The 23,924-nt window shown below is 71.5% G+C and carries 25 protein-coding genes; 15 read left to right on the top strand and 10 right to left on the bottom strand.

Annotation, left to right across the window (positions count from 1 at the left end):
- Positions 1 to 17 precede the first annotated feature (17 nt).
- Positions 18 to 1,367, top strand: coding sequence for an IS1182 family transposase (locus LH62_RS05315; protein WP_043359747.1), 1,350 nt, complete (start codon positions 18 to 20; stop codon positions 1,365 to 1,367).
- A 173-nt stretch (positions 1,368 to 1,540) separates the two neighbouring features.
- Here LH62_RS05315 and LH62_RS05310 read toward each other — a convergent pair whose 3' ends face one another.
- The 4 genes from LH62_RS05310 to LH62_RS05295 form a co-directional block, all read right to left on the bottom strand.
- Positions 1,541 to 3,031 (bottom strand): porin, encoded by a 1,491-nt coding sequence (locus LH62_RS05310; protein ID WP_052213732.1) that lies wholly within the window; start codon positions 3,029 to 3,031, stop codon positions 1,541 to 1,543.
- Positions 3,032 to 3,200: 169 nt separating this feature from the next.
- Entirely contained in the window at positions 3,201 to 4,289 is a 1,089-nt protein-coding gene (gene mtnA, locus LH62_RS05305) for an S-methyl-5-thioribose-1-phosphate isomerase (RefSeq protein ID WP_043359746.1), read from the bottom strand.
- 15 nt (positions 4,290 to 4,304) lie between these two features.
- Positions 4,305 to 4,790, bottom strand: coding sequence for a UPF0262 family protein (locus tag LH62_RS05300; RefSeq protein ID WP_043359744.1), 486 nt, complete (start codon positions 4,788 to 4,790; stop codon positions 4,305 to 4,307).
- Positions 4,783 to 5,271 (bottom strand): DUF983 domain-containing protein, encoded by a 489-nt coding sequence (locus LH62_RS05295; protein WP_082012361.1) that lies wholly within the window; start codon positions 5,269 to 5,271, stop codon positions 4,783 to 4,785. The genes LH62_RS05300 and LH62_RS05295 overlap by 8 nt, the downstream gene beginning before the upstream one ends.
- A 131-nt stretch (positions 5,272 to 5,402) precedes the next feature.
- Here LH62_RS05295 and LH62_RS05290 point away from each other — a divergent pair, with 131 nt between their 5' ends.
- The gene (locus LH62_RS05290; protein WP_043359743.1) at positions 5,403 to 5,912 is read left to right on the top strand and encodes a ferritin-like domain-containing protein; all 510 of its coding nucleotides are present in this window, start codon (positions 5,403 to 5,405) and stop codon (positions 5,910 to 5,912) included.
- A 6-nt stretch (positions 5,913 to 5,918) separates the two neighbouring features.
- On the opposite strand, the gene LH62_RS05285 is transcribed toward LH62_RS05290, so the two are convergent.
- Both LH62_RS05285 and LH62_RS05280 read right to left on the bottom strand, forming a co-directional pair.
- Positions 5,919 to 6,566, bottom strand: a complete 648-nt coding sequence (locus LH62_RS05285) for an aspartate/glutamate racemase family protein (protein WP_043359741.1) — start codon at positions 6,564 to 6,566, stop codon at positions 5,919 to 5,921.
- Positions 6,563 to 7,360 (bottom strand): SDR family NAD(P)-dependent oxidoreductase, encoded by a 798-nt coding sequence (locus LH62_RS05280; RefSeq protein WP_369796739.1) that lies wholly within the window; start codon positions 7,358 to 7,360, stop codon positions 6,563 to 6,565. Before LH62_RS05280 ends, LH62_RS05285 begins: the two co-directional genes overlap by 4 nt.
- Positions 7,361 to 7,411: 51 nt before the next feature.
- Between LH62_RS05280 and LH62_RS05275 the strand changes: the two genes are divergently transcribed.
- From LH62_RS05275 to ppdK, 6 genes are all read left to right on the top strand, one after another.
- Positions 7,412 to 8,224, top strand: coding sequence for a S49 family peptidase (locus LH62_RS05275; protein ID WP_201445421.1), 813 nt, complete (start codon positions 7,412 to 7,414; stop codon positions 8,222 to 8,224).
- A gap of 49 nt (positions 8,225 to 8,273) precedes the next feature.
- Positions 8,274 to 9,158: a glycine--tRNA ligase subunit alpha gene (locus LH62_RS05270; protein ID WP_043341152.1), complete on the top strand. Its 885-nt coding sequence runs from the start codon at positions 8,274 to 8,276 to the stop codon at positions 9,156 to 9,158.
- Between the two features lie 38 nt (positions 9,159 to 9,196).
- Positions 9,197 to 9,457 carry a type II toxin-antitoxin system VapB family antitoxin gene (locus LH62_RS05265; RefSeq protein ID WP_043359739.1) on the top strand — a complete coding sequence of 87 codons (261 nt, stop codon included), beginning with the start codon at positions 9,197 to 9,199 and terminating at the stop codon, positions 9,455 to 9,457.
- Complete coding sequence (locus LH62_RS05260; RefSeq protein WP_043359738.1) at positions 9,454 to 9,843, top strand: type II toxin-antitoxin system VapC family toxin; 390 nt, start codon at positions 9,454 to 9,456, stop codon at positions 9,841 to 9,843. The genes LH62_RS05265 and LH62_RS05260 overlap by 4 nt, the downstream gene beginning before the upstream one ends.
- Positions 9,844 to 9,846: 3 nt before the next feature.
- On the top strand, positions 9,847 to 12,000 hold the full coding sequence (gene glyS, locus LH62_RS05255) for a glycine--tRNA ligase subunit beta (RefSeq protein ID WP_043359736.1): 2,154 nt from the start codon (positions 9,847 to 9,849) through the stop codon (positions 11,998 to 12,000).
- A 75-nt stretch (positions 12,001 to 12,075) separates the two neighbouring features.
- Complete coding sequence (gene ppdK, locus LH62_RS05250; protein ID WP_043359734.1) at positions 12,076 to 14,745, top strand: pyruvate, phosphate dikinase; 2,670 nt, start codon at positions 12,076 to 12,078, stop codon at positions 14,743 to 14,745.
- Positions 14,746 to 14,781: 36 nt separating this feature from the next.
- On the opposite strand, the gene LH62_RS05245 is transcribed toward ppdK, so the two are convergent.
- On the bottom strand, positions 14,782 to 15,486 hold the full coding sequence (locus tag LH62_RS05245; RefSeq protein WP_043359733.1) for a hypothetical protein: 705 nt from the start codon (positions 15,484 to 15,486) through the stop codon (positions 14,782 to 14,784).
- A 98-nt stretch (positions 15,487 to 15,584) separates the two neighbouring features.
- Between LH62_RS05245 and LH62_RS05240 the strand changes: the two genes are divergently transcribed.
- Positions 15,585 to 16,457, top strand: a complete 873-nt coding sequence (locus LH62_RS05240) for an SDR family oxidoreductase (RefSeq protein WP_043359732.1) — start codon at positions 15,585 to 15,587, stop codon at positions 16,455 to 16,457.
- Between the two features lie 91 nt (positions 16,458 to 16,548).
- A complete protein-coding gene (locus LH62_RS05235; RefSeq protein ID WP_043359731.1) occupies positions 16,549 to 17,514 on the top strand; it encodes a tripartite tricarboxylate transporter substrate binding protein in 966 nt (321 codons plus the stop codon).
- Between the two features lie 13 nt (positions 17,515 to 17,527).
- Here the strand turns inward: LH62_RS05235 and LH62_RS05230 are convergent, their stop codons facing one another.
- Positions 17,528 to 18,430, bottom strand: coding sequence for a LysR family transcriptional regulator (locus LH62_RS05230; RefSeq protein WP_043359728.1), 903 nt, complete (start codon positions 18,428 to 18,430; stop codon positions 17,528 to 17,530).
- Positions 18,431 to 18,527: 97 nt separating this feature from the next.
- Between LH62_RS05230 and LH62_RS05225 the strand changes: the two genes are divergently transcribed.
- The gene (locus LH62_RS05225; protein WP_043359726.1) at positions 18,528 to 19,283 is read left to right on the top strand and encodes an SDR family oxidoreductase; all 756 of its coding nucleotides are present in this window, start codon (positions 18,528 to 18,530) and stop codon (positions 19,281 to 19,283) included.
- Between the two features lie 12 nt (positions 19,284 to 19,295).
- Here the strand turns inward: LH62_RS05225 and LH62_RS05220 are convergent, their stop codons facing one another.
- Positions 19,296 to 19,874, bottom strand: coding sequence for a YqaA family protein (locus tag LH62_RS05220; RefSeq protein WP_043365217.1), 579 nt, complete (start codon positions 19,872 to 19,874; stop codon positions 19,296 to 19,298).
- A 170-nt stretch (positions 19,875 to 20,044) separates the two neighbouring features.
- On the opposite strand from LH62_RS05220, the gene LH62_RS05215 reads away from it, so the two are divergent.
- Complete coding sequence (locus tag LH62_RS05215; protein ID WP_043359724.1) at positions 20,045 to 21,280, top strand: MFS transporter; 1,236 nt, start codon at positions 20,045 to 20,047, stop codon at positions 21,278 to 21,280.
- A 2-nt stretch (positions 21,281 to 21,282) separates the two neighbouring features.
- Here LH62_RS05215 and arsC read toward each other — a convergent pair whose 3' ends face one another.
- Complete coding sequence (arsC, locus tag LH62_RS05210) at positions 21,283 to 21,621, bottom strand: arsenate reductase (glutaredoxin) (protein WP_043365216.1); 339 nt, start codon at positions 21,619 to 21,621, stop codon at positions 21,283 to 21,285.
- Between the two features lie 119 nt (positions 21,622 to 21,740).
- Between arsC and LH62_RS05205 the strand changes: the two genes are divergently transcribed.
- From LH62_RS05205 to LH62_RS05195, 3 genes are all read left to right on the top strand, one after another.
- Positions 21,741 to 22,832: an amidohydrolase family protein gene (locus LH62_RS05205; RefSeq protein WP_043359722.1), complete on the top strand. Its 1,092-nt coding sequence runs from the start codon at positions 21,741 to 21,743 to the stop codon at positions 22,830 to 22,832.
- Positions 22,833 to 22,902: 70 nt separating this feature from the next.
- On the top strand, positions 22,903 to 23,238 hold the full coding sequence (locus tag LH62_RS05200) for a hypothetical protein (protein WP_043359720.1): 336 nt from the start codon (positions 22,903 to 22,905) through the stop codon (positions 23,236 to 23,238).
- Positions 23,239 to 23,246: 8 nt separating this feature from the next.
- On the top strand, positions 23,247 to 23,918 hold the full coding sequence (locus tag LH62_RS05195) for a hypothetical protein (protein ID WP_043359718.1): 672 nt from the start codon (positions 23,247 to 23,249) through the stop codon (positions 23,916 to 23,918).
- Positions 23,919 to 23,924: the final 6 nt, after the last annotated feature.

The following is a 23,924-nucleotide window of genomic DNA, read 5'->3' as shown; positions in this document are numbered from 1 at the left end:
GGGCGAATCTGGCGGGCATGACAGGGTTCATTCCGTTCAGCCGCGAGCAGGCCTTTCTGCTGCCGCCGGATGCCAAGGACTGGTTGCCGGCGGACGACGTGGCGCACTTCGTAGTGGCGGCGGTGGACCGGGTGCCGCTCGGCGCCTTTGCGGTGCGGCCGATCCCGGGCGGCAAGGCGCAGTATCACCCGCGCCTGCTGCTGGCGCTGCTGATCTACTGCTATGCGAACGGCATCTTCTCCTCGCGGCGGATCGAGCGGGCGACCCACCGCGACATTGGGGTGCGCTACGTGGCGGCGAACCTGCACCCCGACCACGACACCATTGCCGCCTTCCGCCGGGCCAACCGCGCTGCCTTCGAGGCGGCCTTCCTGCAGGTGCTGCTGCTGGCGCGCGAGAGCGGCCTGCTGCGGCTCGGGACGGTTTCGATCGACGGCACCAAGCTCGACGCCAACGCCTCCAAGATCCGCTCGGTGCGGTATGACCGCGCCAAGGCGCTGCGCGTCAGGCTCGCTGCCGACATCACCGACCTGACCAACCGCGCCGAGGCGGCCGACGCTGAGGCCCAGCCCGACCCGCAGGCGCTGCCCGCTGAGATCGCCAGGCGCGAGGCGCTCAAGGCCAAGCTCGATGCCGCCTGCGCCCGGCTGGAGGCCGAGGCCCGTGCCGAAGCCGAGGCCGCCCGACCCGAGTATGACGCCAAGCGCGCCGCCTACGAGGCCAAGACGGGCCGGCGGGGCCGCCCGCCCAAGCCGCCCAAGGACGATCCGCCGCCCGAGCGGCAGTCCAACCTCACCGACCCCGACAGCGCGCTGATGCGCCGCTCCGACGCCCATGAGTACCGCCAGGCCTACAACGCCCAGGCTGTGGTCTGCGCCGAGGGCTCGCAGCTGATCCTCGCCACCGGCGTCGTCGCCACCTCGGCCGATGCGCCGAGCTTTGCCGCAACCATCCTCGGCATGGAGGGCGGCATCGGCCTGCCACAGACCGTCCTCGCCGACACCGGCTTCGCCTCAGGCGAGGCAGTTGCCGCCCTCGAGGCGCACGGGATCGAGCCGCTGGTCGCCATCGGCCGGACCCAGCCGCACCGCGCCTACGACTTCCGGCCGCCACCCCAGCCCAGGACGCCACGCCGCATCACCGAGCCCTGGCGCCTCGCCATGGTGGCCAAGCTCGAAACCCCTAATGCCAAAGCCCGCTACGCCCGTCGCAAGCAGACCGTCGAGCCCGTCTTCGGCACCATCAAGTCAGCCCTCGGCTTCACCCGCTTCCACCTCCGCGGCCTCGCCAAGGTCACCAGCGAGTGGACCCTCGTCGCCCTCGCCTACAACTGCCGCAGGCTCCACAACCTGCGGCTCGCAGCCTGATCGCGCCTCAACCCTCGGCCTGACACCAAGTGCAAATCCGACAGGCTGCTAGAGCGGTTTCCGTTCGCGCCGGCTCACGGAACCCGCTCCCGCTTGTTGGTGTGACGAGCAAATGCCTCCGACCAGGTGATTCAACCTGATCGGAGTTTGCTGCAGGGCCGTCGCGGCGCGGCTCAGAACGCCATCTGGGACCGCAGCCCGATCGTGTGGAAGCGGTCGCCGATCTGCTGGGTACCTGCGGCGTTCAACCGGTCCACGTTGACGATGTTCCAATCGAGCATGAAGCGCAGGAAGTTGGTCGGGTACCAGGACAGGCCCAGGCCCACCGTCTCCTGCCGGCCGCCATAGACGCCGCCCGTCGCGGAGGCCGCCGTGCCGCGCGTCACCTTGTCGTTCAGGTCGGCGACGCTGTAGCGGGCCATCAGCTCCCAGGCGCCCCAGCCGCCTTCCTTCAGGCTGAAGGGGTGACGCGGACTGGGCCGGCCGAAGGCGGCGGAGGAGGTGCTGTAGCGCCGTGGCTCGCCGGTCATGACCCAACTCGCCTCGACATAGCCGCCATTGAAGGTCAGGTCGGGCCGCGACGCGCCGGTGGCCTGGGCCTGCGAAACGTTGATCTGCTGGTACTCGCCCTGCAGCATGAAGTTGCGCCAGCGCACGCCGAACTCGGGGCCCCAGGTGCTGGCATTGTCGGCCGCCAGATTCCCGGTATCGATCAGCCGCGTGGAAGGATCGCCGGCGCGCCATTCCGGCCGGTCGCGCAGGCGGAGCGTCTGGCCGTCCGCCTGCCGCCGCAGGTCGAAGGCGTAGGAGCCGGTGAGGCCGAGATGCAGGTCGGTGTCGGCATCGGTATAGGGCCGGCCGGCCACGCGGCCGATGAAGCCGGTCTGCCCGCTGGTGGCCTGGTTGGTGCTGTTCGAGCCGGCGACGTCGCCGGTGAAGTAGCCGGAGGCAAACCAGCGGCTCGCCGCCCAGCGCCCGCCCAGCGAGGCACGGCTGTCGCCGGCCACGATGTTGCGGGCGATCTCCATGATGCTCGGCCGTTCGAGGAACAGGAAGTCGTTCGAGCTCATGGAGTCGGCCAGGCCGTAATAGGGCTTGTAGTAGCCGACCGTCAGCGCCAGCGGCCGGAGCGGCGTCCAGGTGAGGTTGGCCTCGTAGAGCGAGGGCGTGCCGTCCGGCGAGCCGCCGAAATCGGGGGTCACGCTCAGCAGCAGGTCGTCGTACTTGAAGCCGAAGAACAGCCGGCCGCGGCGGAGGTTCTCGCCGAAGGAGTTGAGCCGCGGCGCTCCCGCGGTGCGGTCGCCCTGGAACGCGCCGCCGATGTCGTACTGGAATTGCGCGCCCAGATAGGCGCTGAACCGGCCATCGGCGGAGCTGATGGTCGGCCGGTTGCTCGGGAAGGTGATGCGTACCTGGTCGGCCGGCGCCTGCGCGGTGACGCGCGGCGCGGCCTCGACCTGGCGCTGCGTGGTCTCGACCTGACGCTGCGCGGCCTGCGCTTCGGAGCGGGCCTGGGCGGCGTCCTGCTTGGCCGCGCGGGTTTCGGTCTCGCGCGCCTGCATGTCGCGCCGCATGCGGGTCAGCTCGCCCTGCAGCGACCGGATCTGCCGCTCGATCACTTCCATCCGGGCGGCATCCTGCGCCAGCGCGGGCGGCGCCGCCATGGCAAGGAAAACACTTCCGGCCGCCAGAATTCGGGCCTTACTCATCATCAAACACCCCCAAGCCATGCGGCGGCGGACCATGCCGTCGCCGTATAGCCTGAGGATGATGCTCAGGTTTCAGGTCGGCTACAATTCAGCCAGGGCTGGATGAAACGAAGGGGCCGGGTTTCTACTGGCCGGCGAATTCCGGATACATGGTGGCGAGCGCTGCCTCACTTGCGTCGCACCGCCCGCGCTCGGTGATGAGTCCCGTCACCAGCCGCGCCGGCGTCACGTCGAAGGCCGGGTTGGCGGCCGCGCTGCCCTCGGCCACCACCCGCACCGTCTCGATCCGTCCATCCGCGGTGCGGCCGGTGAGCTCCGTCACCTCCGCGCCCGACCGCTCCTCGATCGGGATCTCGGCCACGCCGTCGCGCACGCGCCAGTCGAGCGTCGAATGCGGCAGCGCCACCCAGAAGGGGATGCCGTTGTCCCGCGCCGCCAGCGCCTTCAGGTAGGTGCCGATCTTGTTGGCGACGTCGCCCTGCCGCGTCACCCGGTCCGTGCCGACGATGCAGAGGTCAACATCGCCATGCTGCATCAGGTGTCCGCCCGCATTGTCGGCGATGACGGTGTGCGGGACGCCATGCGCGCCAAGCTCGAAGGCGGTCAGCGCCGCGCCCTGGTTGCGCGGCCGCGTCTCGTCGACCCAGACATGCACGTCGTGACCGGCATCATGCGCCATGTAGATCGGGGCGAGGGCGGTGCCCCAGTCGACGGTCGCCAGCCATCCCGCATTGCAATGGGTCAGCACGTTGACCTTGCCCTTCCGCGCCGCGACCTCCGCCAGCAGCGGCAGCCCGTTCTCGCCGATGCGCCGGCAGGTTTCGGCATCGTCGTCGGCGATGGCCGCCGCCTCGGCATAGGCCGCCTCCGCCCGCGCCTCGACGGGCAGGTTGTGCAGCGCCGCCCGCTGCCGGTCGAGCGCCCAGCGCAGGTTGATCGCTGTCGGCCGGGTGGCGTTGAGCGCCGGCAGCACCCGGTCGAGCGAGGCGGGGTCCTCCCGCATCGCCAGCGCCACGCCATAGGCGGCGACGGCGCCGATCAGCGGCGCCCCGCGCACCTGCATGGTGCGGATGGCCTGCGCCGCCTCCTCCCATGTCGTGAGCCGGAGGATGTCGACCAACCAGGGCAGCTTGGTCTGGTCGAAGATGCGGACGGACCAGCCATCCTCGGGGTCCACCCAGACGCTGCGATAGGGGGTGCCGTTGATCTTCATGAATGAGTGTGCTCGCTAGATCCGCTGGTGCAGCGCGCAGACCAGGGTGAAGAGCCGCCGCGCCGACTCGAAATCGAGGCCGATGCGGCCCTCCAGCCGCTCCACCAGCAGCGCCGCGCCCTCGTTGTGCAATCCGCGCCGGCCCATGTCGATCGCCTGGATGCGCGCCTCGTGCCCGCCCTCGGTGACGGCCTGCTCGTGGCTTTGGACGATCAGGTGATAGTCCTTGATGAGCCGCCGGAAAGGCCCGAGCGCCAGCGCCACCGCACGCACCGGCTCCTCCGCCCCGTCGCGGATGTCGAAGACCAGCCGCCCGTCCCGCACGCAGAGATATAGCACGAAGGGCCCGCCCGGCACGCCGAGCGGGTCGAAGCTGTTGCCGGCCAGCAGGTCCTGCACCGCCTGCCTGCGATCCGCCTCGGCATAGGCCGAGGGGAGGGGGCTGGCATCCGGCAGCTCCAGCCGGGCGATCCGCCGTTCCGGGGGCTCCGCTTCAGGCATTCCGGTCAGGCAGCCCGCGCAGCGGGGGCGCCGCCGCGGCCGGCGCCTCCTCGTCCTCATCATCCTCCACCGAAACGATGCCGAGCGTGCTCATCCACCCCACCACCGCGCCCTTGATGGGCCGCAGCATCAGGATGCAGAGGATGGTGAAGAGAGGCAACCAGACGACCATGTGGATCCACATGGGGGGCTCGTAGGCCTTCTCCACCCAGAATACCGGCGGCACCAGCAGGTGGCCGACGAGGAAGATGGTGAAGTAGGGCGGCGCGTCGTCGGCCCGCAGCCGGGCGAGCGGCGCGTGGCAGTTGCTGCATTCCGGCACCAGCGTCAGGTAGCCGGCGAAGACCCGGCCGACGCCGCAATAGGGGCAGCGGTTGCGGACGCCCCGGCCTATCGCCGTGGTGAGCGGCGCCGGCACGAAGCGTGGCGGCTTGGCGTCGGTAGTCGTCGCGTCCCAGCGCATCGGGCTGTCCTTTTCCATGGCCGGCAAAGCGCCATAGCCCCGCCCCGCGTTCCCGGGCGCTGGCGCATGCCGCCGGAACGGTCCGCCCGCCCTGGGAACCGCCCCCCGCCCGGCGCTGTTCCTTGCGCAGGAAACACAGGAGACACTCCATGGCAAGCAGCGCCCAGGACATCTACATCACCGGCCTCAAGAACGCCCATGCCCTCGAGACGCAGGCGGTTCAACTGCTCGAGCGCCAAATCGAGCGGATCGAGAACTATCCCGAGATGGCGGCCCGCATGAAGTCCCATGTGGAGGAAAGCCGCGTTCAGGCCCAGCGCCTGGAGCAGATTCTCGAGCGGCACGGCACCAGCCACTCCGCGCTGAAGGATTTCGGCACCGGGCTGATGGGCAACCTCGCCGCCATGGCGCATGCCCCGATGCAGGACGAGATCCTGAAGAACACCTTCGCCAACTACGCCTTCGAGCATTTCGAGATCGCGTCCTACCGCGCCCTCATGGAGATGGCGCAGGCGGCGGGTGACCAGGAGGGCCTCGGCCTGCTGCAGCAGAGCCTGCAGGAGGAGGTGCAGATGGCTGAGTTCGTTGGCCAGAGCCTGCCGCAGACGGTCCAGCGCTACATCCAGCTCGAGACCAGCGGTCAGAAGTCCGGCATCTAGCCTCGACTACTGCGGGGCGGTGGCCAGCAGCGCCATCGCCCCGGCCGCCGCGCAGGGCTCGATCACCGGGAGCCCCGCGGCATCCTCCGCCGCGGCGACATGCCCGGCCATGCCGGTGCAGCCCAGCACGATCGCGCCCGCTCCCGTCGCCGCCAGCGCCCGCGCCGCCTCACGGATGCGCGCCCGCGGCACTTCCGGGTCGGTCAGCACCTCCATCGGCAGGTCGAGCGGAATCCAGCCGGCCAGCCGCTCCTCCACCCCCATCCCCCGCAGCGCCATGCGCTGCCGCGCCTCGCTCGCCGCGACGAAGCCGATGACGCCGAAGCGCTCCGCCCGCGTCATCGCCGCCGCGACCGCGCTGCGGAACATCCCGAGCACCGGGCGCCGCGTCGTCGCCCGCACCGCCTCCAGCCCGGGGTCCGAGACGCAGGCGATCACATAAGCCGCCGCCGCCTCCCGTTCCACCAGCCGGCAGAGCGGCTCGGCGACCGAATGCCAGTCCCGCCAGCTGGCGATGGCCGGCGGCCCTTCCGCCAGCCGCACCACCTCGAACCGCCCGAGCGCGCCGAAGCGCTCCAGCGCCGCCGCGATCCCCTGCGTGCAGGAGACGGAGGAGTTCGGGTTGATGACGAGAATGCGGCCCGCCTCGATCACAACATCTGGCCCCCGTCCACGATGACGGTTTGCCCTGTCACCCACCCGGCCAGTGGGCTCGCCAGGAACAGCGCGACATTCGCCACTTCCTCCGGCGTACCGAGCCGCCCGAAGGGGATGCTGCCGAGGATCGAGTTGTACAGCTCGGGATTGCTCGTCCGCCGCTGCTCCCAGGAGCCGCCGGGGAATTCGATCGAGCCCGGCGCCACCGCATTCACCCGGATGCCCTTCGGCGCATACATCGCCGCCTGCGAGGTGGTGTAGTTGATCAGCAGCGCCTTCACCGCCGCATAGGCCGGCGTCCGCACCGAGGGCCGGTAGCCGGAGATGGAGGAGACGTTGATGATGCTGCCGCGGCCGGCTTCCAGGAAGGGCAGCGCCGCATGCGTCGCCCGGACCGTTGCCATGACATCGACCGAGAGCCCCTGCGCCCAGTGCTCCTCGGTATCCTGCGAGCCGAAGCCGCTGGCGTTGTTCACCAGCACGTCGATGCCGCCGAGCGCCTCGGCCGCCGCCGCGACATAGCCGCGCACCGCCTCCCGGTCGCCGAGGTCGCAGCCCGCCGCATGGGCCTGGACGCCATGAGCCGCGATCTCCGCCCGCGCCGCCTCCAGCGGCCCCGCGCTCCGGGCGCAGATCGACACCGCCGCCCCCGCCCCCGCGAAGCCGAGCGCGATCGACCGCCCGATGCCCCGGCTGCCGCCGCAGACCACCACCCGCTTGCCCTTGAAGTCGAACATCGCCCGGCCCTCCCTGTTCGCCGGCAGGCTGGCGAAGCCGGGCGCGGAGGACAACCCCCGGCATGCGGGCTTGATACCGGCGCCGGCGCGGGCATGTCTGGCCCCATGCCCCTCTCGCTTCCCTTCCTTTCGCGCGACCCGCGCATCGCCCTCGTCCGCCTCCAAGGCACCATCGCCGCCCGCCCCGGCCTCGGCGGCGGGTTGAGCCTCGCCGGCATCGCCCCCGTCCTCGACCGCGCCTTCGCGCTGAAGCGGGCGGCGGCCGTCTTCCTTGTCGTCAACTCGCCCGGCGGCTCGCCGGTGCAGTCGAGCCTCATCGCCCGCCACATCCGGCGGCTGGCGGAGGAGAAGCGGCTACCCGTCATCGCCTGCGTCGAGGATGCCGCGGCCTCCGGCGGCTACTGGATCGCCTGCGCGGCCGACGAGATCGTGGCGGACCCGGCCTCCATCCTCGGCTCCATCGGCGTCATCGCCGCAGGCTTCGGCTTCGAGGGGGCGATCCGGCGCCTCGGCATCGAGCGGCGGATGCACACCGCCGGCAGCGAGAAGAGCTTCCTCGACCCCTTCGCCCCCGAGCAGCCGGAGGATGTGGCCCGGCTCGACACCCTGCTCGGCGAGCTGCATGGCGAGTTCCGCGGCTGGGTCGAATCCCGCCGCGGCGACCGGCTGAAGGCCCCGGCGGAGGAGCTCTTCACCGGCCGCTTCTGGCCCGGCCGCCGCGCGGTGGAGCTTGGCCTCGCCGACCGCCTCGGCGATGCGGCGGAGGAGGCGCGCCGCCGCTTCGGCCCGAAGGCGAAGCTCGTTCCCTTCGGCGCCCGCCGCCCCTCGCTGCTGCGTCGCCTGCTGCCCGGCCTCTCCGCCGAGGCGATCATCGCCGCGGCGGAGGAACGCGCCGCCTGGGCACGCCTCGGGCTGTGACGGGCCGCCCCACTATGTTCGCGAGCGGGGCCGTGGCAAAAGGCGCCGCATGCAGAGCCTGGCCGCCCCCACCCTCCGTCAGAAGCCGCCGAGCTTCCAGGACATCATCCTCCGCCTGCACGCCTTCTGGTCGGCGCAGGGCTGCCTGATCCTGCAACCCTATGACATGGAGGTCGGCGCCGGCACCTTCCACCCGGCGACGACGCTCCGCGCCCTCGGCCCGAAGCCCTGGAAGGCCGCCTATGTGCAGCCGAGCCGCCGCCCCTCAGACGGGCGCTACGGCGAGAACCCCAACCGCCTGCAGCACTACTACCAGTACCAGGTGATCCTGAAGCCGAGCCCGCGCGACCCGCAATCCCTCCTTCTCGATGCCTACCGGGCGCTGGGGATGGACCCCAAGGTCCACGACTTCCGCTTCGTCGAGGACGACTGGGAGAGCCCGACGCTGGGCGCCTGGGGCCTCGGCTGGGAGGTCTGGTGCGACGGCATGGAGGTGACGCAGTTCACCTACTTCCAGCAGGTCGGCGGCATCCCCTGCGCCGTACCCTGCTGCGAGCTGACCCTCGGCCTCGAGCGGCTGGCGATGTACCTCCAGGGCAAGGACAGCATCTACGACCTCGATTTCAATGACGAGGGCGTGAAGTACGGCGAGGTCTTCCTCCGCGCCGAGCGCGAGTACAGCGCCCATAATTTTGAGTTTGCCGACGTGCCGATGCTGTTCCGCCACTTCGAGGATGCCGAGAAGGAGTGCGCCGCGCTGCTCGCCCAGGGGTTGGCGATGCCGGCCTACGACCAGTGCATCAAGGCCAGCCACCGCTTCAACCTGCTCGACGCCCGCGGCGCCATCAGCGTGACCGAGCGCGCCGCCTATATCGGCCGCGTGCGGGCGCTGGCGAAGGGCTGCTGCGAGGCATGGCTGAAGGGGGAGGGGTAGGGTAGAATGCTTCTTTCCGATCTACCCCGGAGCTTCGCATGGGCCAGCTGAACATTAAGGACCCGGCGCTCATTGCCGAGGCGAAGGCGCTGGCCGAGCTTCTCGGCACCTCGGTGACCGATGCCCTGCGCCAAGCGGTGACGGAGCGGCTGGCGCGGGAGCGGACCGACCGAGAGGCCGTGCGGCGCCGCCGGTTCGATGCCCTCATGGCCATCTCGGAACGCGCCGGGAAGCTCGTGCCGCCCGGCGTGACCAGCGACCACGCCGACCTGTATGACGAGAACGGGCTGCCGCGATGATCGTGGACACTTCCGCGCTCATCGCCATCCTCTTCCATGAGGTGGAGGCGGGGGAGTTCATTGCCGCCATCGACACGGCCAGCTCAGTGGCGATCGCGGCGCCGACCCTGGTGGAGGCGGCCCTGGTGAGCGAGGGCCGGGTCGGCCCTTCGATGCGGCTGGAACTCGACGACCTGCTCCGGACGATGAAGCCGGAGATCGTGCCCTTCACCGCGGAACTGGCCGGGATCGCCCAGGATGGCTGGCGCCGCTTCGGCAAGGGTCGCCACCCGGCCGGCCTCAACCTCGGTGACTGCTTCGCCTATGCCCTCGCCAGGCACCGCAACGAGCCCCTCCTGTTCAAGGGCGATGATTTCGCCCGGACCGACGTGAAAGCGGCGCTGTAACCGATGCCCGAACTGCTCATCGAGCTCTTCTCCGAGGAAATCCCGGCCCGCATGCAGGCCCGGGCGGCGGAGGATTTCGCCCGCCTGCTCCAGGCCGAGCTGCGCCCGCTGATGCCGGAGCCGCCCCGCCCGCTCTCCGGCCCCCGCCGTATCGCCCTCGTCGGCGAGATGGCCGCGCGCGCCGAGACCCCGGGCAAGGAAGAGCGCGGCCCCCGCCGCAACGCCCCGCCCCAGGCGTTGGAGGGCTTCCTCCGCAAGCACGGTGCCACCCGCGAGCAGCTGCGGGAGGAGGGCGATTTCTGGGTTCTCGCCAAGCCCGGCGAGGTGACTTTGGCCGAGGCCCTGCTGGCCCGCGCCGTCCCCGCTGTGCTGCGCGCCTTCCCCTGGCCGAAATCCATGCGCTGGGGCAGCAGCGACTTCGCCTGGGTCCGCCCCCTGCAGCGCGTCCTCTGCCTGTTCGACGGCCGCCCCGTCCGCTTCGCCCTCGCCCAGGGCGAGGACCAGGTCCACGGCATCGCCGCCGATGACCTGACCGAGGGCCACCGCATCCTCGCCGGGACGGAACCCTTCGCCGTCGCCTCCTTCGCCGAGTACGAGGCGGGGCTGCGCGGGCGCTTCGTCATCGCCGACGCCGCCGAGCGCGAGCGGCTGATCGAGAGCGGCATCGCCGAGCTCGCGGCGCGGGAGGGGCTGGAGGTCGTCCCCGACCGCGGCCTGCTCGCCGAGGTGGCCGGGCTGGTGGAATGGCCGGTGCCGCTGCTCGGCTCCATCGACGCGGCCTTCATGGACCTGCCGCCCGAGGTGATGCGCACCACCATGCGGGTGAACCAGCGCTACTTCGCGCTCCGCCACAAAGACGGCGGCGCCGCACCGCGCTTCGCCCTCGTCGCCAACATCATCCCCGAGGATGGCGGCGCCGCCATCATCGCCGGCAACGAGCGCGTGCTGCGCGCCCGCCTCGCCGATGCGCGCTTCTTCTGGGACCAGGACCGCAAGCAGCGGCTGGAGGCGTTCCTGCCGAAGCTGGAAAACGTCGTCTTCCACGCCAAGCTCGGCACCCAGGGCGAGCGGGTGCGGCGGCTGGAGCGTCTGGCCGGCCTCATCGCCCCGCATGTCGGCGCCGACCCGGCGCTGGCGGCCCGCGCCGGGCGGCTGGCCAAGGCCGACCTGGCGACGGGCCTGGTCGGCGAATTTCCCGAGGTCCAGGGCATCATGGGCCGATACTACGCGCTCGCCGATGGCGAGGATCCGCGCCTCGCCGAGGCGATCGGTGCCCATTACCGGCCGCTCGGCCCCGGGGACGCGGTGCCCTCCGAGCCGGTGGCGGTCGCGGTGGCGCTGGCGGACAAGCTCGATCAGCTCGCCGGCTTCTTCGCGGTCGGCGAGCGTCCGACCGGCTCGGGCGACCCCTTCGCCCTCCGCCGCGCCGCGCTCGGCGTCATCCGGATGATCCGGGAGGGCGGATTGCGGCTCGGCCTCGCCGGGCTGATCGGCGAGGCCTTCTTCGGCTATCCCCAGGCCACCGGCACCACCGCCAGCCCCGAATTCGGCATGGACGTCGCCACGGAGAAGATGGCGGCCGGCTGGCAACCACCGGCCGGGTCCGACCACCCGCCGATGGTCGCCGCCTTCGCCGCGGGCCTGCTCGACTTCCTCCTCGACCGCCTCCGCGTCCAGCTCCGCGCCGAGGGCGCCCGCCACGACCTCGTCGCCGCCATCTTCGGCGCGACGCCCGATGACGACCTCGTGCGCCTGCTCGCCCGCGCCGCCGCGCTCGAGACCATGCTGGCGACGCCGGACGGCGCCAACCTCCTCGCTGCCTACAAGCGCGCCGCCAACATCCTCCGCATCGAGACGCGGAAGGACGGCCCGCATGACGGCCCGGTCGATCCCCCCCTGCTCGTCCTCCCCGCCGAGGCCGCGCTGGCCAATGCGGTCGAGGCCCGCGCCACGGAGGTCGCCGCCGCCCTGGCGCGCGAGGATTTCCTCGCCGCCATGGGGGCGCTCGCCGCACTCCGCGCCCCGCTCGACGCCTTCTTTGAATCCGTGGTTGTGAACGACCCGGATGCGAAACTGCGTGCTAACAGGCTGCGTTTGCTCAGCCGTCTCTGCGCCGCCATGGCGGTGGTCGCGGACTTCTCAAAAATCGAAGGTTGAATTGACGCCGGAATGGCACACTCTGCGCCACGACCGGCGTCCGCGTCGCCCTCGTCCAACACAAGGAACTCGCCCGTGAGCAAGTGGGTCTACAGCTTCGGTGCCGGCCATAACGAAGGCAAGGCCGAGATGCGCAACCTGCTCGGCGGAAAGGGCGCCAACCTGGCCGAGATGGCCAGCATCGGCCTGCCCGTCCCGCCCGGCTTCACCATCACCACCGAGGTCTGCACCTACTACTACGACAACGGCAAGCAGTACCCGCCGGAGCTGAAGGACCAGGTCGCCGCCGCCCTCGCCCGCATCGAGGAGGCGGTCGGCGTCCGCTTCGGCGATTACAAGAAGCCGCTGCTCGTCTCCGTCCGCTCCGGCGCCCGCGTCTCCATGCCGGGGATGATGGACACCGTGCTGAACCTCGGCCTCAACGACGAGACGGTGGATGGCCTCGCCGCCGCCTCGGGCGACTCGCGCTTCGCCTGGGACAGCTACCGCCGCTTCATCCAGATGTTCGGCAGCGTCGTGCTCGGCGTCGACCACCACCGCTTCGAGGAGATCATCGAGGAGGTGAAGATCAGCCGCGACGTCCACGAGGACACGCAGCTCACCGCCGAGGACTGGAAGACGGTCGTCACCGGCTACAAGGAGATGGTGGCCCAGGTCACCGGCCAGCCCTTCCCGCAGGACCCCGAGGCGCAGCTCTGGGCCGCCATCGGCGCCGTCTTCGGCTCCTGGATGAACGCCCGCGCCAACACCTATCGCCGCCTGCACGACATCCCCGCCAGCTGGGGCACCGCGGTCAACGTCCAGGCCATGGTCTTCGGCAACATGGGCGAGGATTGCGCGACCGGCGTCTGCTTCACCCGCGATCCCAGCACCGGCGAGAACATCTTCTACGGCGAGTACCTCATCAACGCCCAGGGCGAGGATGTGGTGGCCGGCATTCGCACGCCGCAGCCCATGGCGCAGCTCAAGGCGAAGCCGGGCGAGCGCAGCATGGAAGTCGCCATGCCGAAGGCCTATGAGGAGCTCGTCGCGGTCCGCGCCAGGCTCGAGCAGCACTACACGGACATGCAGGACATCGAGTTCACGGTCCAGCAGAACAAGCTCTACATGCTGCAGACCCGCAACGGGAAGCGCACCGCGGCGGCCAGCCTCAAGATCGCCGTCGACATGGCGCGCGAGGGGCTGATCGACCAGACCGAGGCCATCAAGCGCGTCAACCCCTCGGCCCTCGACCAGCTCCTCCACCCGACGCTCGACCCGAAGGCGCCGCGCAAGCTGCTCGCCAAGGGCCTGCCGGCGAGCCCGGGTGCCGCCAGCGGCGCCGTCGTCTTCTCGGCCGATGAGGCGGAGGCCCGCGCGGCGAAGGGCGAGGCCGTCATCCTCGTCCGCATCGAGACGAGCCCGGAGGACATCCACGGCATGCATGCCGCGCGCGGCATCCTGACGACGCGCGGCGGCATGACCAGCCACGCGGCGGTGGTCGCCCGCGGCATGGGCCGGCCCTGCGTCGCCGGCGCCGGCGGCGTCACCGTCGACTATTCCTCGCAGATGCTGATGGCCGGCGGCCAGACCATCCGCGGCGGCGAGACCATCACCCTCGACGGCGCGACGGGCGAGATCTTCATCGGCTCCGTCGCCATGGTGGAGCCGCAGCTTTCCGGCGACTTCGCCACGCTGATGGAGTGGGCGGACGGCGTTCGCCGCCTCAAGGTCCGCGCCAATGCGGAGACGCCGCTCGATGCCGACACGGCGCGCAAATTCGGCGCCGAGGGCATCGGCCTCTGCCGCACGGAGCACATGTTCTTTGACCCGCAGCGCATCGGCGCGGTGCGGCAGATGATCATGTCGGAGACGGAGGGGGGGCGGCGCGAGGCGCTGTCCCGCCTGCTGCCCTTCCAGCGCGCTGACTTCATCGAGCTGTTCCGCATCATGGCCGGCCTGCCGGTGACGATCCGCCTGCTCGACCCGCCGCTGCACGAGTTCCTGCCGCATTCCGAGGCGGAGATCGCCGAGGTGGCGGCCTCGCTCGGCACCGACCCGGTGACGATGCAGCGCCGCGCCGCCGACCTGTCGGAGGCGAACCCGATGCTCGGCCACCGCGGCTGCCGCCTCGGCATCTCCTACCCGGAGATCTACGAGATGCAGGCCCGCGCCATCTTCGAGGCGGCCGTCGCCACCGCCAAGGAGACCGGCGCCGCCCCGGTGCCGGAGATCATGATCCCGCTGGTTGCCACCCGCCGCGAGCTGGAGATCACCCGCGCCCAGGTCGACAAGGTGGCGAAGGAGGTCTTCGCCGAGAGCGGCCAGACGATCGAGTACTATGTCGGCACCATGATCGAGCTGCCGCGCGCCGCGCTGACCGCCGACCGGATCGCCGAGGTGGCCGATTTCTTCAGCTTCGGCACCAACGACCTGACGCAGACCACCTTCGGCCTCTCCCGCGACGACGCCGGCAAGTTCCTCCCCCTCTATGTCGAGAAGGGCATCCTGCCGAAGGACCCCTTCGTCTCCATCGACCCGGAGGGCGTCGGCGCGCTGGTGCGGATCGCCAAGGAGAAGGGCAGGGGGGTGAAAAGCGACCTCAAGCTCGGTATCTGCGGCGAGCATGGCGGCGACCCGGCCTCGATCCAGTTCTGCGAGGAGGCGGGCCTCGACTACGTTTCCTGCTCGCCCTACCGCGTCCCCGTGGCGCGGCTGGCGGCGGCGCAGGCGGCGCTTTCCGGCGGCGGCGACCGCACGGCCTGAGCCGCGCCGGCCGAGGGGGGCGCCGCTCCCCCTCGGTCACCCGTTGCGCGTGCCGCCCTCCCGGCTGGCAAGGCCGTAAGGCAGCGCCGCAAATCCCCTGAGCCGGCCCTCCACCGCGGCGAAGGCGCTGCGGTCGGCCTGGCTCAGCGGCGCATCCGGCGTGCTGGTGCGATGCGCCAGGTAGCGCGCCACGCTCCCCGCCCCCCGCCGGTGCGCTGCCGCGACCAGCCCCGCCTCGGTCAGCGGCACCACTTGGCCATCCAGCCCCATGACGCTGCCGCCCGCCCTCGCCAGGCTGCCGTTGCGGTCGAGCTGCTGCTCCGCCCGGCGGAGATAGGCCGCCATCGCCGCCTCCTGCGCCGGGGCGCTCGTCAGGAAATCGGCCTCGGAGCGGATGCCATGCCGTGCCGCCAGCGCCGTCCACTGCCCGCCCGCATCCTGCCAGCCAAGGTCGCGCAGGGCCTGCGGCGTGATCTGGTAGCGCCCGAGCGCCCCCGAGCTTGCGTTCCGCGCCCCGAGCCCCTGATCGGGCGCGCGGGCGCTGCTCTCGGCCAGGGCGATGCGGGCGCGGAAGGCATTCTCGGCCACCCGCGGCGCCGCGGCGGGGGCGGGCAGCCGGGCCGGCGGACCCGCGCCCTCCATGGCGCGCGCCATCGCCTGCTTGAAGGCATTCGCCTTGGCCGGGCGCGGCGGCGCGGTGCCCGGCTTGCCGCCGTGAGAGATGCCTTGGGTCCTGTCCATTCCCGCAGGATGCGCCGGCAGGGATTAACCGACCGTTCCACCCGCCATCGGCAACCCCCGCCCCGCCCGCCCCGTTGGCCGGGGCACGGAGGACCCCCATGCCCGACGACAAGCAGACCCCCCAGCCGCCGCAGCGCCAGAACCGCCAGCCCGGCCTCACCACGGAGATGACGCCCCGTCCGCAGGATCGGATGGAGCACTGGCGCGCCAGCGGCAAGCTCACCGGCAAGACCGCGCTGGTGACCGGCGGCGATTCCGGCATCGGCCGCGCCGTCGCCATCGGCTTCGCCAAGGAGGGCGCCGACGTCGCCATCCTCTACAAGGACGAGCACGAGGACGCCGAGGAGACGCGGCGCCTCATCGAGGCCGAAGGCCGCCGCTGCACCGCCATCGCCGGCGATATCGGCGAGCGCGAATTCGTCCATCGCGCGGTGGCCGAGGCGGCGCAGGCGCTCGGCGGCCGCATCGACATCCTGGTGAATAACGCCGCCGAGCAGCACATCTGCAAGGACTTCGCCGAGATCCCGGAGGACCAGGTGGAGCGCACCTTCCGCACCAACATCCTCGGCATGTTCTGGGTGACGCGGGCGGCGCTGCCGCACATGCCGAAGGGCGGCGCCATCGTGAACAGCACCTCGATCACCGCCTACAAGGGCAGCCCGGGGCTGATCGACTACGCCAGCACCAAGGGCGCCATCCTCGCCTTTACCCGCAGCCTGTCGCAGCAGCTCTATCCCTCGCGGCAGATCCGGGTGAATGCCGTGGCGCCCGGCCCGATCTGGACGCCGCTGATCCCCGCGAGCTTCGACGAGGAGAGCACGGCGAAGCACGGCCAGTCCGCCGAGATGGGCCGCCCCGGCCAGCCGGACGAATGCGCGCCGAGCTACATCTTCCTCGCCGCCGAGAGCGACAGCAGCTACATCAACGGCCAGGTGCTGCACCCCAACGGCGGCACGGTGGTGAACGGGTAGGGGCCATCCCCATCGTTGCCACGCCGCCGCCGGCATGATCCGATCCATCCCGGTCGCCGCGCCATAAGCGGATACCGGGAGGATCGAAACCATGCAAAGACGCGCCCTCATCGGCGGCCTGGCCGGCCTCCCGCTCGCCGCCCCGGGCCTCGCCCTGGCCCAGGGCGGCTTCCCCGACCGCCCGCTCGCCATGGTGCTGGCCTTCCCGGCCGGCGGCGGCACGGATGTCGCGGCCCGCCCCCTGGCCCGGATCATGGAGAAGTATCTCGGCCAGCCCGTGGTGGTCACCAACCGCCCCGGCGCCGCGGGCGAGATCGGCTTCACCGAACTCGCCCGCAGCAAGCCGGACGGCTACACGATCGGCTTCATCAACACGCCGACCATCGTCACCATCCCGCTGGAGCGGCCGCAGGCGCGCTTCCGCCTCGACGACTTCGCCCCGGTCCTCAACATCGTGGATGATCCGGGCGCCATCTGGGTGCGGCCCGACAGCCCGCTGCGCAACGTCGCCGATCTGGTGGAGGAAGCCCGTCGCCGTCCCGGCCAGGTCAGCTACGGCACCTCCGGCATCGGCTCCGACGACCATCTCGCGGTGCTGGCGCTGGAGCGCGTCACCGGCACCAAATTCCTCCATGTCCCCTTTGCCGGCGGCGCCCCCGTCCGCACCGCCACCCTCTCGAAGCAGATCGACCTCGCCGTGACCAATATCGGCGAGGCGATCGGCGATTTCCGCCAGGGCCTGTTCCGCCCGCTCGGCCAGATGGGCACCGCCCGCTGGCCGGTGATGGCCGACGTGCCGACCTTCCGCGAACAGGGCTTCGACGTGGTCGAGGGCTCGATGCGCGGCCTCGCCGCCCCGGCCGGCCTGCCCCGCCCGGTGCTCGACCGGCTGGTGGACGCCGCCCGTCGCGCGGCGGAGGACCCGGAATGGCAGACGACCGCCACCCAGCTCGCCCTGCCGCTCCGCCTGCTCGGCCCGGACGAGTATCGCGGCGAGCTGGTGGCGATGCAGGCGCAGTACGAGAAGCTCTGGGCCGCGCATCCCTGGAGGGAATGAGGCCGGCGCGCGCTCAGCCAGGGACGGACAGGCGCTCGGCCAGGAAGGCGGCCAGCGCCTCGACCTTGGCCGGCCGGTGCCGCGCGGTCGGCGTGATGAAGTAGAGCCCGCCCAGGGCCATCCGCCAGCCGGGCAGCACCACCTCCATCCGCCCCGCCGCCAGGTGCTCCGCCACGACGAAATCCGGCACCTCGGCGATGCCGAGGCCATCCAGTACGGTCGGCACCAGCGCATCCACATTGGTCACCCGTAGCGGGCCGGTCGGGATGACGGCAATCTCCTCGCCATCCGGCCCGATGAAGCGCCAGGCATCGCCCCGGGCCCGGTAGGCGTAGCCGAGGCAGCGATGCGCCGCGAGCTCGCGCGGGTGCTGCGGCCGCCCATGCCGGGCGAGATAGGCCGGCGAGGCCACCACCAGCCGCGCCACCGGGCAGAGCCGTCGCGCCACCAGCGCGGAATCCTCGAGCACCGCGATCCGCAGCGCCGCGTCGAACCCCTCGCCCACCAGGTCCACCACGGCATCGCCGAGATGCAGGTCGAGCGAGATGTCCGGGTAGCGCCGCAGGAAGTCCGGCAGGACCGGCGCCACCCGCCGCAGCCCGAAGGACATCGGCACAGCGAGCCGGACCAGGCCGCGCGGCTGGCTCGCCAGCTCGCGCCCGGCCGCCTCCGCCTCCTCCGCTTCGCACAGGGTCCGCGCCGCCCGCTCGGCCACGATGCGGCCGAGATCGGTCAGCGCCAGCCGGCGGGAGCTGCGGTTGAAGACCCGGCCACCCAGCCGCTCCTCCAGCCGGGTGACCGCGCGCGAGACCGTTGCCACCGAGACGCCGAGCGCGCGCGCCGCGGCAGCGAAAGAGCCTTCCTCGGCGAGCCGCGCGACCATCGCCAGCGCTTCGAAATCCGGCAGCCTGGACATCTGCAATCCTGCAACAGTGGCTTTCAATCCTTTCTATTTTGACGGCATCGCCCCGGCCATACCTTCCTCGCAGCCAATCCAGCAAGGAGTTGCAGACATGGCCCGCAAGCTCGAAGGCAAGGTCGCCGTCGTCACCGGCGGCACCAGCGGCATCGGCCTCGCCACCGCGCGGCGCTTCGCCGCGGAAGGCGCCCAGGTTTTCGTCACTGGCCGCCGTTCCGCCGAACTCGCCGCCGCCGTGACGGCGATCGGCCCCAACGCCACCGGCATCCAGGCCGATTCCACCAGCCTCGCCGATCTCGACCGGCTCTATGCGCGGGTGAAGGCCGAAGCCGGGCGCATCGACGTGCTCTTCGCCAATGCCGGCGGCGGCTCCTTCCTGCCGCTCGGCTCGATCACCGAGGAGCAGGTGGACGACACCTTCGGCCGCAACGTGAAGGGCGTGCTCTTCACCGTGCAGAAGGCGCTGCCGCTGCTGGTGGACGGCGCCTCGGTCATCCTCGCCGGCTCGACCGCGGCGAGCACCGGCACGCCCGGCTTCAGCGTCTATGGCGCGTCCAAGGCCGCGATCCGCGCCTTCGCCCGCAACTGGATCCTCGACCTGAAGGAGCGCCGCATCCGGGTGAACGTCATCGCCCCCGGCCCGATCCGCACCCCTGGCCTGGTCGGCCTCGCCGGCGAGGATGCCGCCGCGCAGCAGGGGCTGCTCGACCAGCTCGCTTCCGCCATCCCGCTCGGCCGCGTCGGCGAGCCGGAGGAGTTGGCGCGGGCCGCGCTGTTCCTCGCCTCCGACGATTCCAGCTTCGTCAACGGCACCGAATTCTTCGTCGACGGCGGCCAGGCGCAGATCTGAGGCGGGCGGCGCTCAGAGGAACTTGAGCGCCACGAAGCCCAGCACGATCCCGGCGGCAGCGCCGGTCGTCACCAGCGTCAGCCGCCGCTCGATGAAGTCGCGGATCGGCGGCCCGTAGCGCCGCAGCAGGAAGGCGAGCAGGAAGAACCGCGCCCCCCGCGTCACGATGCTCGCCACGACGAAGATCAGGAAGTTGAACTGCGCCGCGCCGGAGGCGATGGTGACGATCTTGTAGGGGATCGGCGTCAGCCCCTTGATGAGGATGACGAGCGCGCCCCAGCGGTCGTACCAGCCCTGGAAGGTCGCCATCGCATCGGCATGGCCATAGGCGCGCAGCACCGGCACCGCCAGCGCGTCGAACAGCCAGAAGCCGATCGCGTAGCCGAGGATGCCGCCCAGCACGGAGGCGACGGTGCAGATGGCGGCATAGCGGTAGGCCAGCTCCGGCCGGGCGATGCACATGGGGATGAGCATCGCGTCCGGCGGGATGGGGAAGAAGCTGCTTTCCGCGAAGCTGACGCCTGCCAGATAGGCCGGTGCCCGGCGGTGCCCCGCCAGCGCCAGGACACGATCGTAGAGGGCTCGCAGCATCATCCAGTCCCAACCGGTGGAGGGCCGCCCTTCGCACTTCCGGTGCGACAACGCAATTCACGGATGCTTCCCTGCCGGATGAGCATGTGCGCCGGCATAGCCATGCGCCCTGCGCAGTTGTCCCATCGGGCCCTGCGATGGTCTCATGCCGATGACCGAGAGGAAGACCCATGACCGCATCGACCCGGCTGTCCGTCGCCCTGCTGCTGGGCTGCGGCGTCGTCACCGCCGCCCTGGCCATGGGCCTCCGCCAGAGCCTCGGCCTCTTCCTCGCGCCGATGACGGCGGCCCAGGGCTGGGGCGCAAGCGGCTTCGCCTTCGCCATCGCCCTCCAGGTGCTGTGCAACGGCCTCACCCAGCCGGTCTGGGGCCAGGTGGCGGACCGCATCGGCGGCCGCCGCGTCATCATGATCGGCGCCGTGCTGCAGGCCGTGGCCCTCACCGGCATGGCCTTCTCGACCAGCCTCTTCTGGTTCACCTTCTTCGCCGGGGTGGTGATGGGCTGCGCCGTGTCCGCCGCCGGGATGCCCGTCATCATGGCGAGCCTGACCCGCCTGCTGCCGGAAAGCCTGCGCGGCCGCGCCACCGGCCTCGGCACCGCCGGCTCCTCCTTCGGCCAGTTCCTCGTCGTCCCTGTTGTCGCCCTCGGCCTGCATGCCGCCGGCTGGCAATGGGCGCTGCTCGCCATCGCCGCCGTCTCCCTGCTGATGATCCCGCTCGCCCTGCCGCTGAACGACCAGGCGGCGAAGCCCGCCCCCGGCGCCGCGCCGGAGGAGCGCGCCACCGTCGCCCTCGGCCGCGCGCTGCGCGACCCGACCTTCTGGTTCCTCTCCTTCGGCTTCTTCGTCTGCGGCCTGCATGTGAGCTTCATGGCCGTCCACCTGCCGGGCTTCGTCGCCAGCTGCCACCTGCCGCTCGGCGTCGGCGCCGCCGCGATCAGCCTGATCGGCCTGTTCAACGTCGCCGGCTCGCTCATCGCCGGCGAGCTGTCCGGCCGCTGGCGGCGGCGGGAGCTGCTGGTGATCATCTATGCCGCCCGCGGCGTGCTGATCGGCGGCTTCATGCTGGTCGAGAAGACGACGGCGAGCGTGCTTGTCTTCTCGGCGATCATGGGGCTGCTTTGGCTCTCCACCGTCCCGCCGACCGTCGCGCTCTGCGCCCGCAATTTCGGCACGCGCTGGCTGGCGACGATCTTCGGCCTCGTCTTCCTCGGCCACCAGGTCGGCGGCTTCACCGGCGCCTGGCTCGGCGGCGTGGTCTTCGACCTCGACGGCAGCTACGACCGCATGTGGCTGCTCGCCACCATCGCCGCCTTCGCCGGCGCCGGCTTCTCGGCGCTTTGCCGCGACGGCGCGCCGGCCCCGACGGCGCCCGCGCGGCCGGTCGGGCGCGTGGCGGAGGCCTGAGCTCAGGCCGGCAGCGCCTCCCACACCCGCTCCGCCGGCCGGCACAGCCCCACCCCGGCCGGTCCCGCCACGACCGGCCGCTCGATCAGCACCGGGTCCGCGGCCATCGCCGCGATCACCGCCGCGTCGGTCACGTCCGGCCGGTCGAGCCCGAGCGCCGCATGGGCCGCCTCCTTCCGCCGCAGGTCGCGCGGCGCGATCCCCATCCGCCGGATCAGCTCCGCCAGCGCCTCCGCCCCGGGCGGCGTCTTCAGGTATTCGACGACGACCGGCTCGATGCCCCGCTCGCGGAGCATCCCGGGCACGCGCCGCGAGGTTCCGCAGCCGGGGTTATGGTAGATGGTGACCCGCGTCCCCCAAGCTTCGCCGCACCTCGCCGCGCCGCAACATCGAATCCGGTGGCGCCACTGCCGCTCCGGGTCCAGCCTCCTTCGAAAGCATGAAAGGAAGGGACCAGGGGATGACCTCACGCCGATCCTTGCTCGCCGGCGGCATTGCCTTCTGCGGCTGCGGCCTGCTCCACGCCCGCGGCGCCTCGGCCCAGGGGCAGGGGCAGGGGCAGGCCCCGCGCCGCCAGGCCGTCTCCGTCGCCGGCCGCCGGGTGAAGACGATCGACGTCCACGCCCATTGCGTCTTCCGCGAAACCGCCGCCCTGCTCGGCGACGATGCCAGGGTGCTGACGCCTCCCGTCCGCGGCGCCGAGGAGGGCTTCATCGACCTCGCCCAGCGCCTCGCCGCCATGGACGCCCAGCGCGTCGACATGGAGGTGCTCTCGGTCAACCCCTTCTGGTACGGCCGCGACCGCGACCAGGCGGCGCAGATCGTCAAAATCAACAACGAGAAGATGGCCGAGTTCTGCGCCGCCTATAAGGACCGCTTCGCCGGCTTCGCCTCCCTCACCCTGCAGGACCCGCAGCTCGCCGTGCAGGAGCTGGAGACGGCGATGCGCCGGCAGGGCCTGAAGGGCGCGGCCATCGGCGGCTCGGTCGGCACCCTCGAATTCTCCGACCCGCGCTTCCACCCCGTCTGGGCCAAGGCCGAGGAACTGGGCGCCGTCCTTTTCATCCACCCCCAGGGCGTGCCTGAGCTGAGCCGCCGCCTCGCCGGCAATGGCTGGCTCGGCAATGCCATCGGCAACCCGCTGGATACGACGATCGCCCTTTCGCACCTGATCTTCGAGGGCACGCTCGACCGCTTCCCCGGCCTGAAGATCATCGCGGCGCATGGCGGCGGCTACCTCGCCTCCTATGCCGACCGCTCGGACCATGCCTGCCTGGTCGGCCCCGCCGGCTGCGACCCGAACATCCGGCTGAAGAAGAAGCCGACCGACTACCTGAAGCAGATCTGGTTCGACTCGCTGGTCTTCACCCCGGAGGCCATCCGCCACCTCCAGGCCCAGGTCGGCGCCGCGCAGATCGTCCTCGGCAGCGACTACCCCTACCCCTGGGCGCTCAAGCCGGTGGACCACATCATGGCCTGCGCCTCGCTTAACGACCGCCAGAAGGCCGGCGTGCTCGGCGAAACCGCGGCGCGGCTGCTGAAGATCGCCTGAGCCCTCCCCGCAACCCTCGTCCGGGGTTATGGCTTTCCCCTGGCTCCGGGGGCAGGCGAGGGGAGGGGAAATGCGGGCGACCGATGCGGCGAAGCTGGCGCGGATTCTCGGCCTGCTCGGCTCCGACCAGCCCGGCGAGCGCGCCGCCGCGGCCGAGGCGGCGCACCGCATGGTCAGCCGCCTCGGCCTCCGCTGGGAGGACATCCTCGCCCCGCCGCCCAAGCCCGCGCGCCTGCCGCCCTCGCCCTCGCCCTCGCCGTCGCACGATGCGCTGGACGCCGCCCAGTCCCGCCTGCGCCAGTCGATGCGGGAGAATGCCGACCTCCGCCGCCGCATCAACCAGCTCCAGCGCCGGATCGAGGTGCTGCACCAGCAGATGCCCCCGCCGGCGCCCGAGGAGGATTGACCCCCGCCATGCCTCCCGGCCGATCGCCACCCAGCCCGGCGCAGCAGGCGCTCGACGAGACCTGCCGCGGCATCTACAGCGACATGGCCGCCCTCTACGCGGAGCTCGAGCCATCCCTGGCCCGCGACGGCCCGGCCCCCGGCTACGCGATCCTGTTCGGCCCGCCGCGCCTGCGGCCGCCGATCCTCTTCATCGGCTACCAGCCGGGCGGGCCATACGGCCCGAGGCCCGACGCGGCCTCGCCCTCCCCATGGCCGCTGGTATCCGAATACGCCACCTGCAGCTGGCGGCTGGCGCTGCGGCTGCAGGACATTTACGGGAAGGAACTGCTCGCGCGCTGCACCGGGACGAATGCGATCTTCGTCAGGGCACGGAGCTCGACCCACTACAAGGCCTACCCGCCCGCGGCCCGGCAGCGGATCGAGGCCTTCTGCATCCCGGCCTGCCGCCGGCTGGTCGAGGCGATGCAACCCGAGAAGGTCGTCGTCCTGGGCCTCGGCAGCCTGGGCCTCCTCGGCAAGGCCGGTCAGGCGCCGATCGCCACGGGCGCGAAGGGCCGCTGGCTGGTCTGCGACGGGACCATCGCGGGCCGGCCCATCACGGCCGTCCTGCACCCGACCGGAGCCTTCGGCCTGTCCGCCGCGGAGTGGGGCACGGTCAAGCGGCACCTGGCCGCGTGACGCTGC

This window comes from Belnapia sp. F-4-1 (assembly GCF_000802185.1).
GTDB lineage: Bacteria > Pseudomonadota > Alphaproteobacteria > Acetobacterales > Acetobacteraceae > Belnapia.
This window is presented reverse-complemented; position numbering and strand designations above follow the sequence as displayed.

Coding starts and splice junctions, on each gene's coding strand:
- LH62_RS05225 (WP_043359726.1), top strand. CDS start 18,528: ATGGCCCGCAAGCTCGAAGGCAAGGTCGCCGTCGTCACCGGCGGCACC.
- LH62_RS05315 (WP_043359747.1), top strand. CDS start 18: ATGACAGGGTTCATTCCGTTCAGCCGCGAGCAGGCCTTTCTGCTGCCG.
- LH62_RS05310 (WP_052213732.1), bottom strand. CDS start 3,031: ATGGCGGCGCCGCCCGCGCTGGCGCAGGATGCCGCCCGGATGGAAGTG.
- LH62_RS05270 (WP_043341152.1), top strand. CDS start 8,274: ATGCAGAGCCTGGCCGCCCCCACCCTCCGTCAGAAGCCGCCGAGCTTC.
- LH62_RS05220 (WP_043365217.1), bottom strand. CDS start 19,874: ATGCTGCGAGCCCTCTACGATCGTGTCCTGGCGCTGGCGGGGCACCGC.
- LH62_RS05230 (WP_043359728.1), bottom strand. CDS start 18,430: ATGTCCAGGCTGCCGGATTTCGAAGCGCTGGCGATGGTCGCGCGGCTC.
- LH62_RS05300 (WP_043359744.1), bottom strand. CDS start 4,790: ATGCCTGAAGCGGAGCCCCCGGAACGGCGGATCGCCCGGCTGGAGCTG.
- LH62_RS05235 (WP_043359731.1), top strand. CDS start 16,549: ATGCAAAGACGCGCCCTCATCGGCGGCCTGGCCGGCCTCCCGCTCGCC.
- LH62_RS05195 (WP_043359718.1), top strand. CDS start 23,247: ATGCCTCCCGGCCGATCGCCACCCAGCCCGGCGCAGCAGGCGCTCGAC.
- LH62_RS05290 (WP_043359743.1), top strand. CDS start 5,403: ATGGCAAGCAGCGCCCAGGACATCTACATCACCGGCCTCAAGAACGCC.
- LH62_RS05215 (WP_043359724.1), top strand. CDS start 20,045: ATGACCGCATCGACCCGGCTGTCCGTCGCCCTGCTGCTGGGCTGCGGC.
- glyS (WP_043359736.1), top strand. CDS start 9,847: ATGCCCGAACTGCTCATCGAGCTCTTCTCCGAGGAAATCCCGGCCCGC.
- mtnA (WP_043359746.1), bottom strand. CDS start 4,289: ATGAAGATCAACGGCACCCCCTATCGCAGCGTCTGGGTGGACCCCGAG.
- LH62_RS05240 (WP_043359732.1), top strand. CDS start 15,585: ATGCCCGACGACAAGCAGACCCCCCAGCCGCCGCAGCGCCAGAACCGC.
- LH62_RS05295 (WP_082012361.1), bottom strand. CDS start 5,271: ATGGAAAAGGACAGCCCGATGCGCTGGGACGCGACGACTACCGACGCC.
- LH62_RS05265 (WP_043359739.1), top strand. CDS start 9,197: ATGGGCCAGCTGAACATTAAGGACCCGGCGCTCATTGCCGAGGCGAAG.
- LH62_RS05200 (WP_043359720.1), top strand. CDS start 22,903: ATGCGGGCGACCGATGCGGCGAAGCTGGCGCGGATTCTCGGCCTGCTC.
- LH62_RS05245 (WP_043359733.1), bottom strand. CDS start 15,486: ATGGACAGGACCCAAGGCATCTCTCACGGCGGCAAGCCGGGCACCGCG.
- LH62_RS05275 (WP_201445421.1), top strand. CDS start 7,412: ATGCCCCTCTCGCTTCCCTTCCTTTCGCGCGACCCGCGCATCGCCCTC.
- LH62_RS05260 (WP_043359738.1), top strand. CDS start 9,454: ATGATCGTGGACACTTCCGCGCTCATCGCCATCCTCTTCCATGAGGTG.
- LH62_RS05205 (WP_043359722.1), top strand. CDS start 21,741: ATGACCTCACGCCGATCCTTGCTCGCCGGCGGCATTGCCTTCTGCGGC.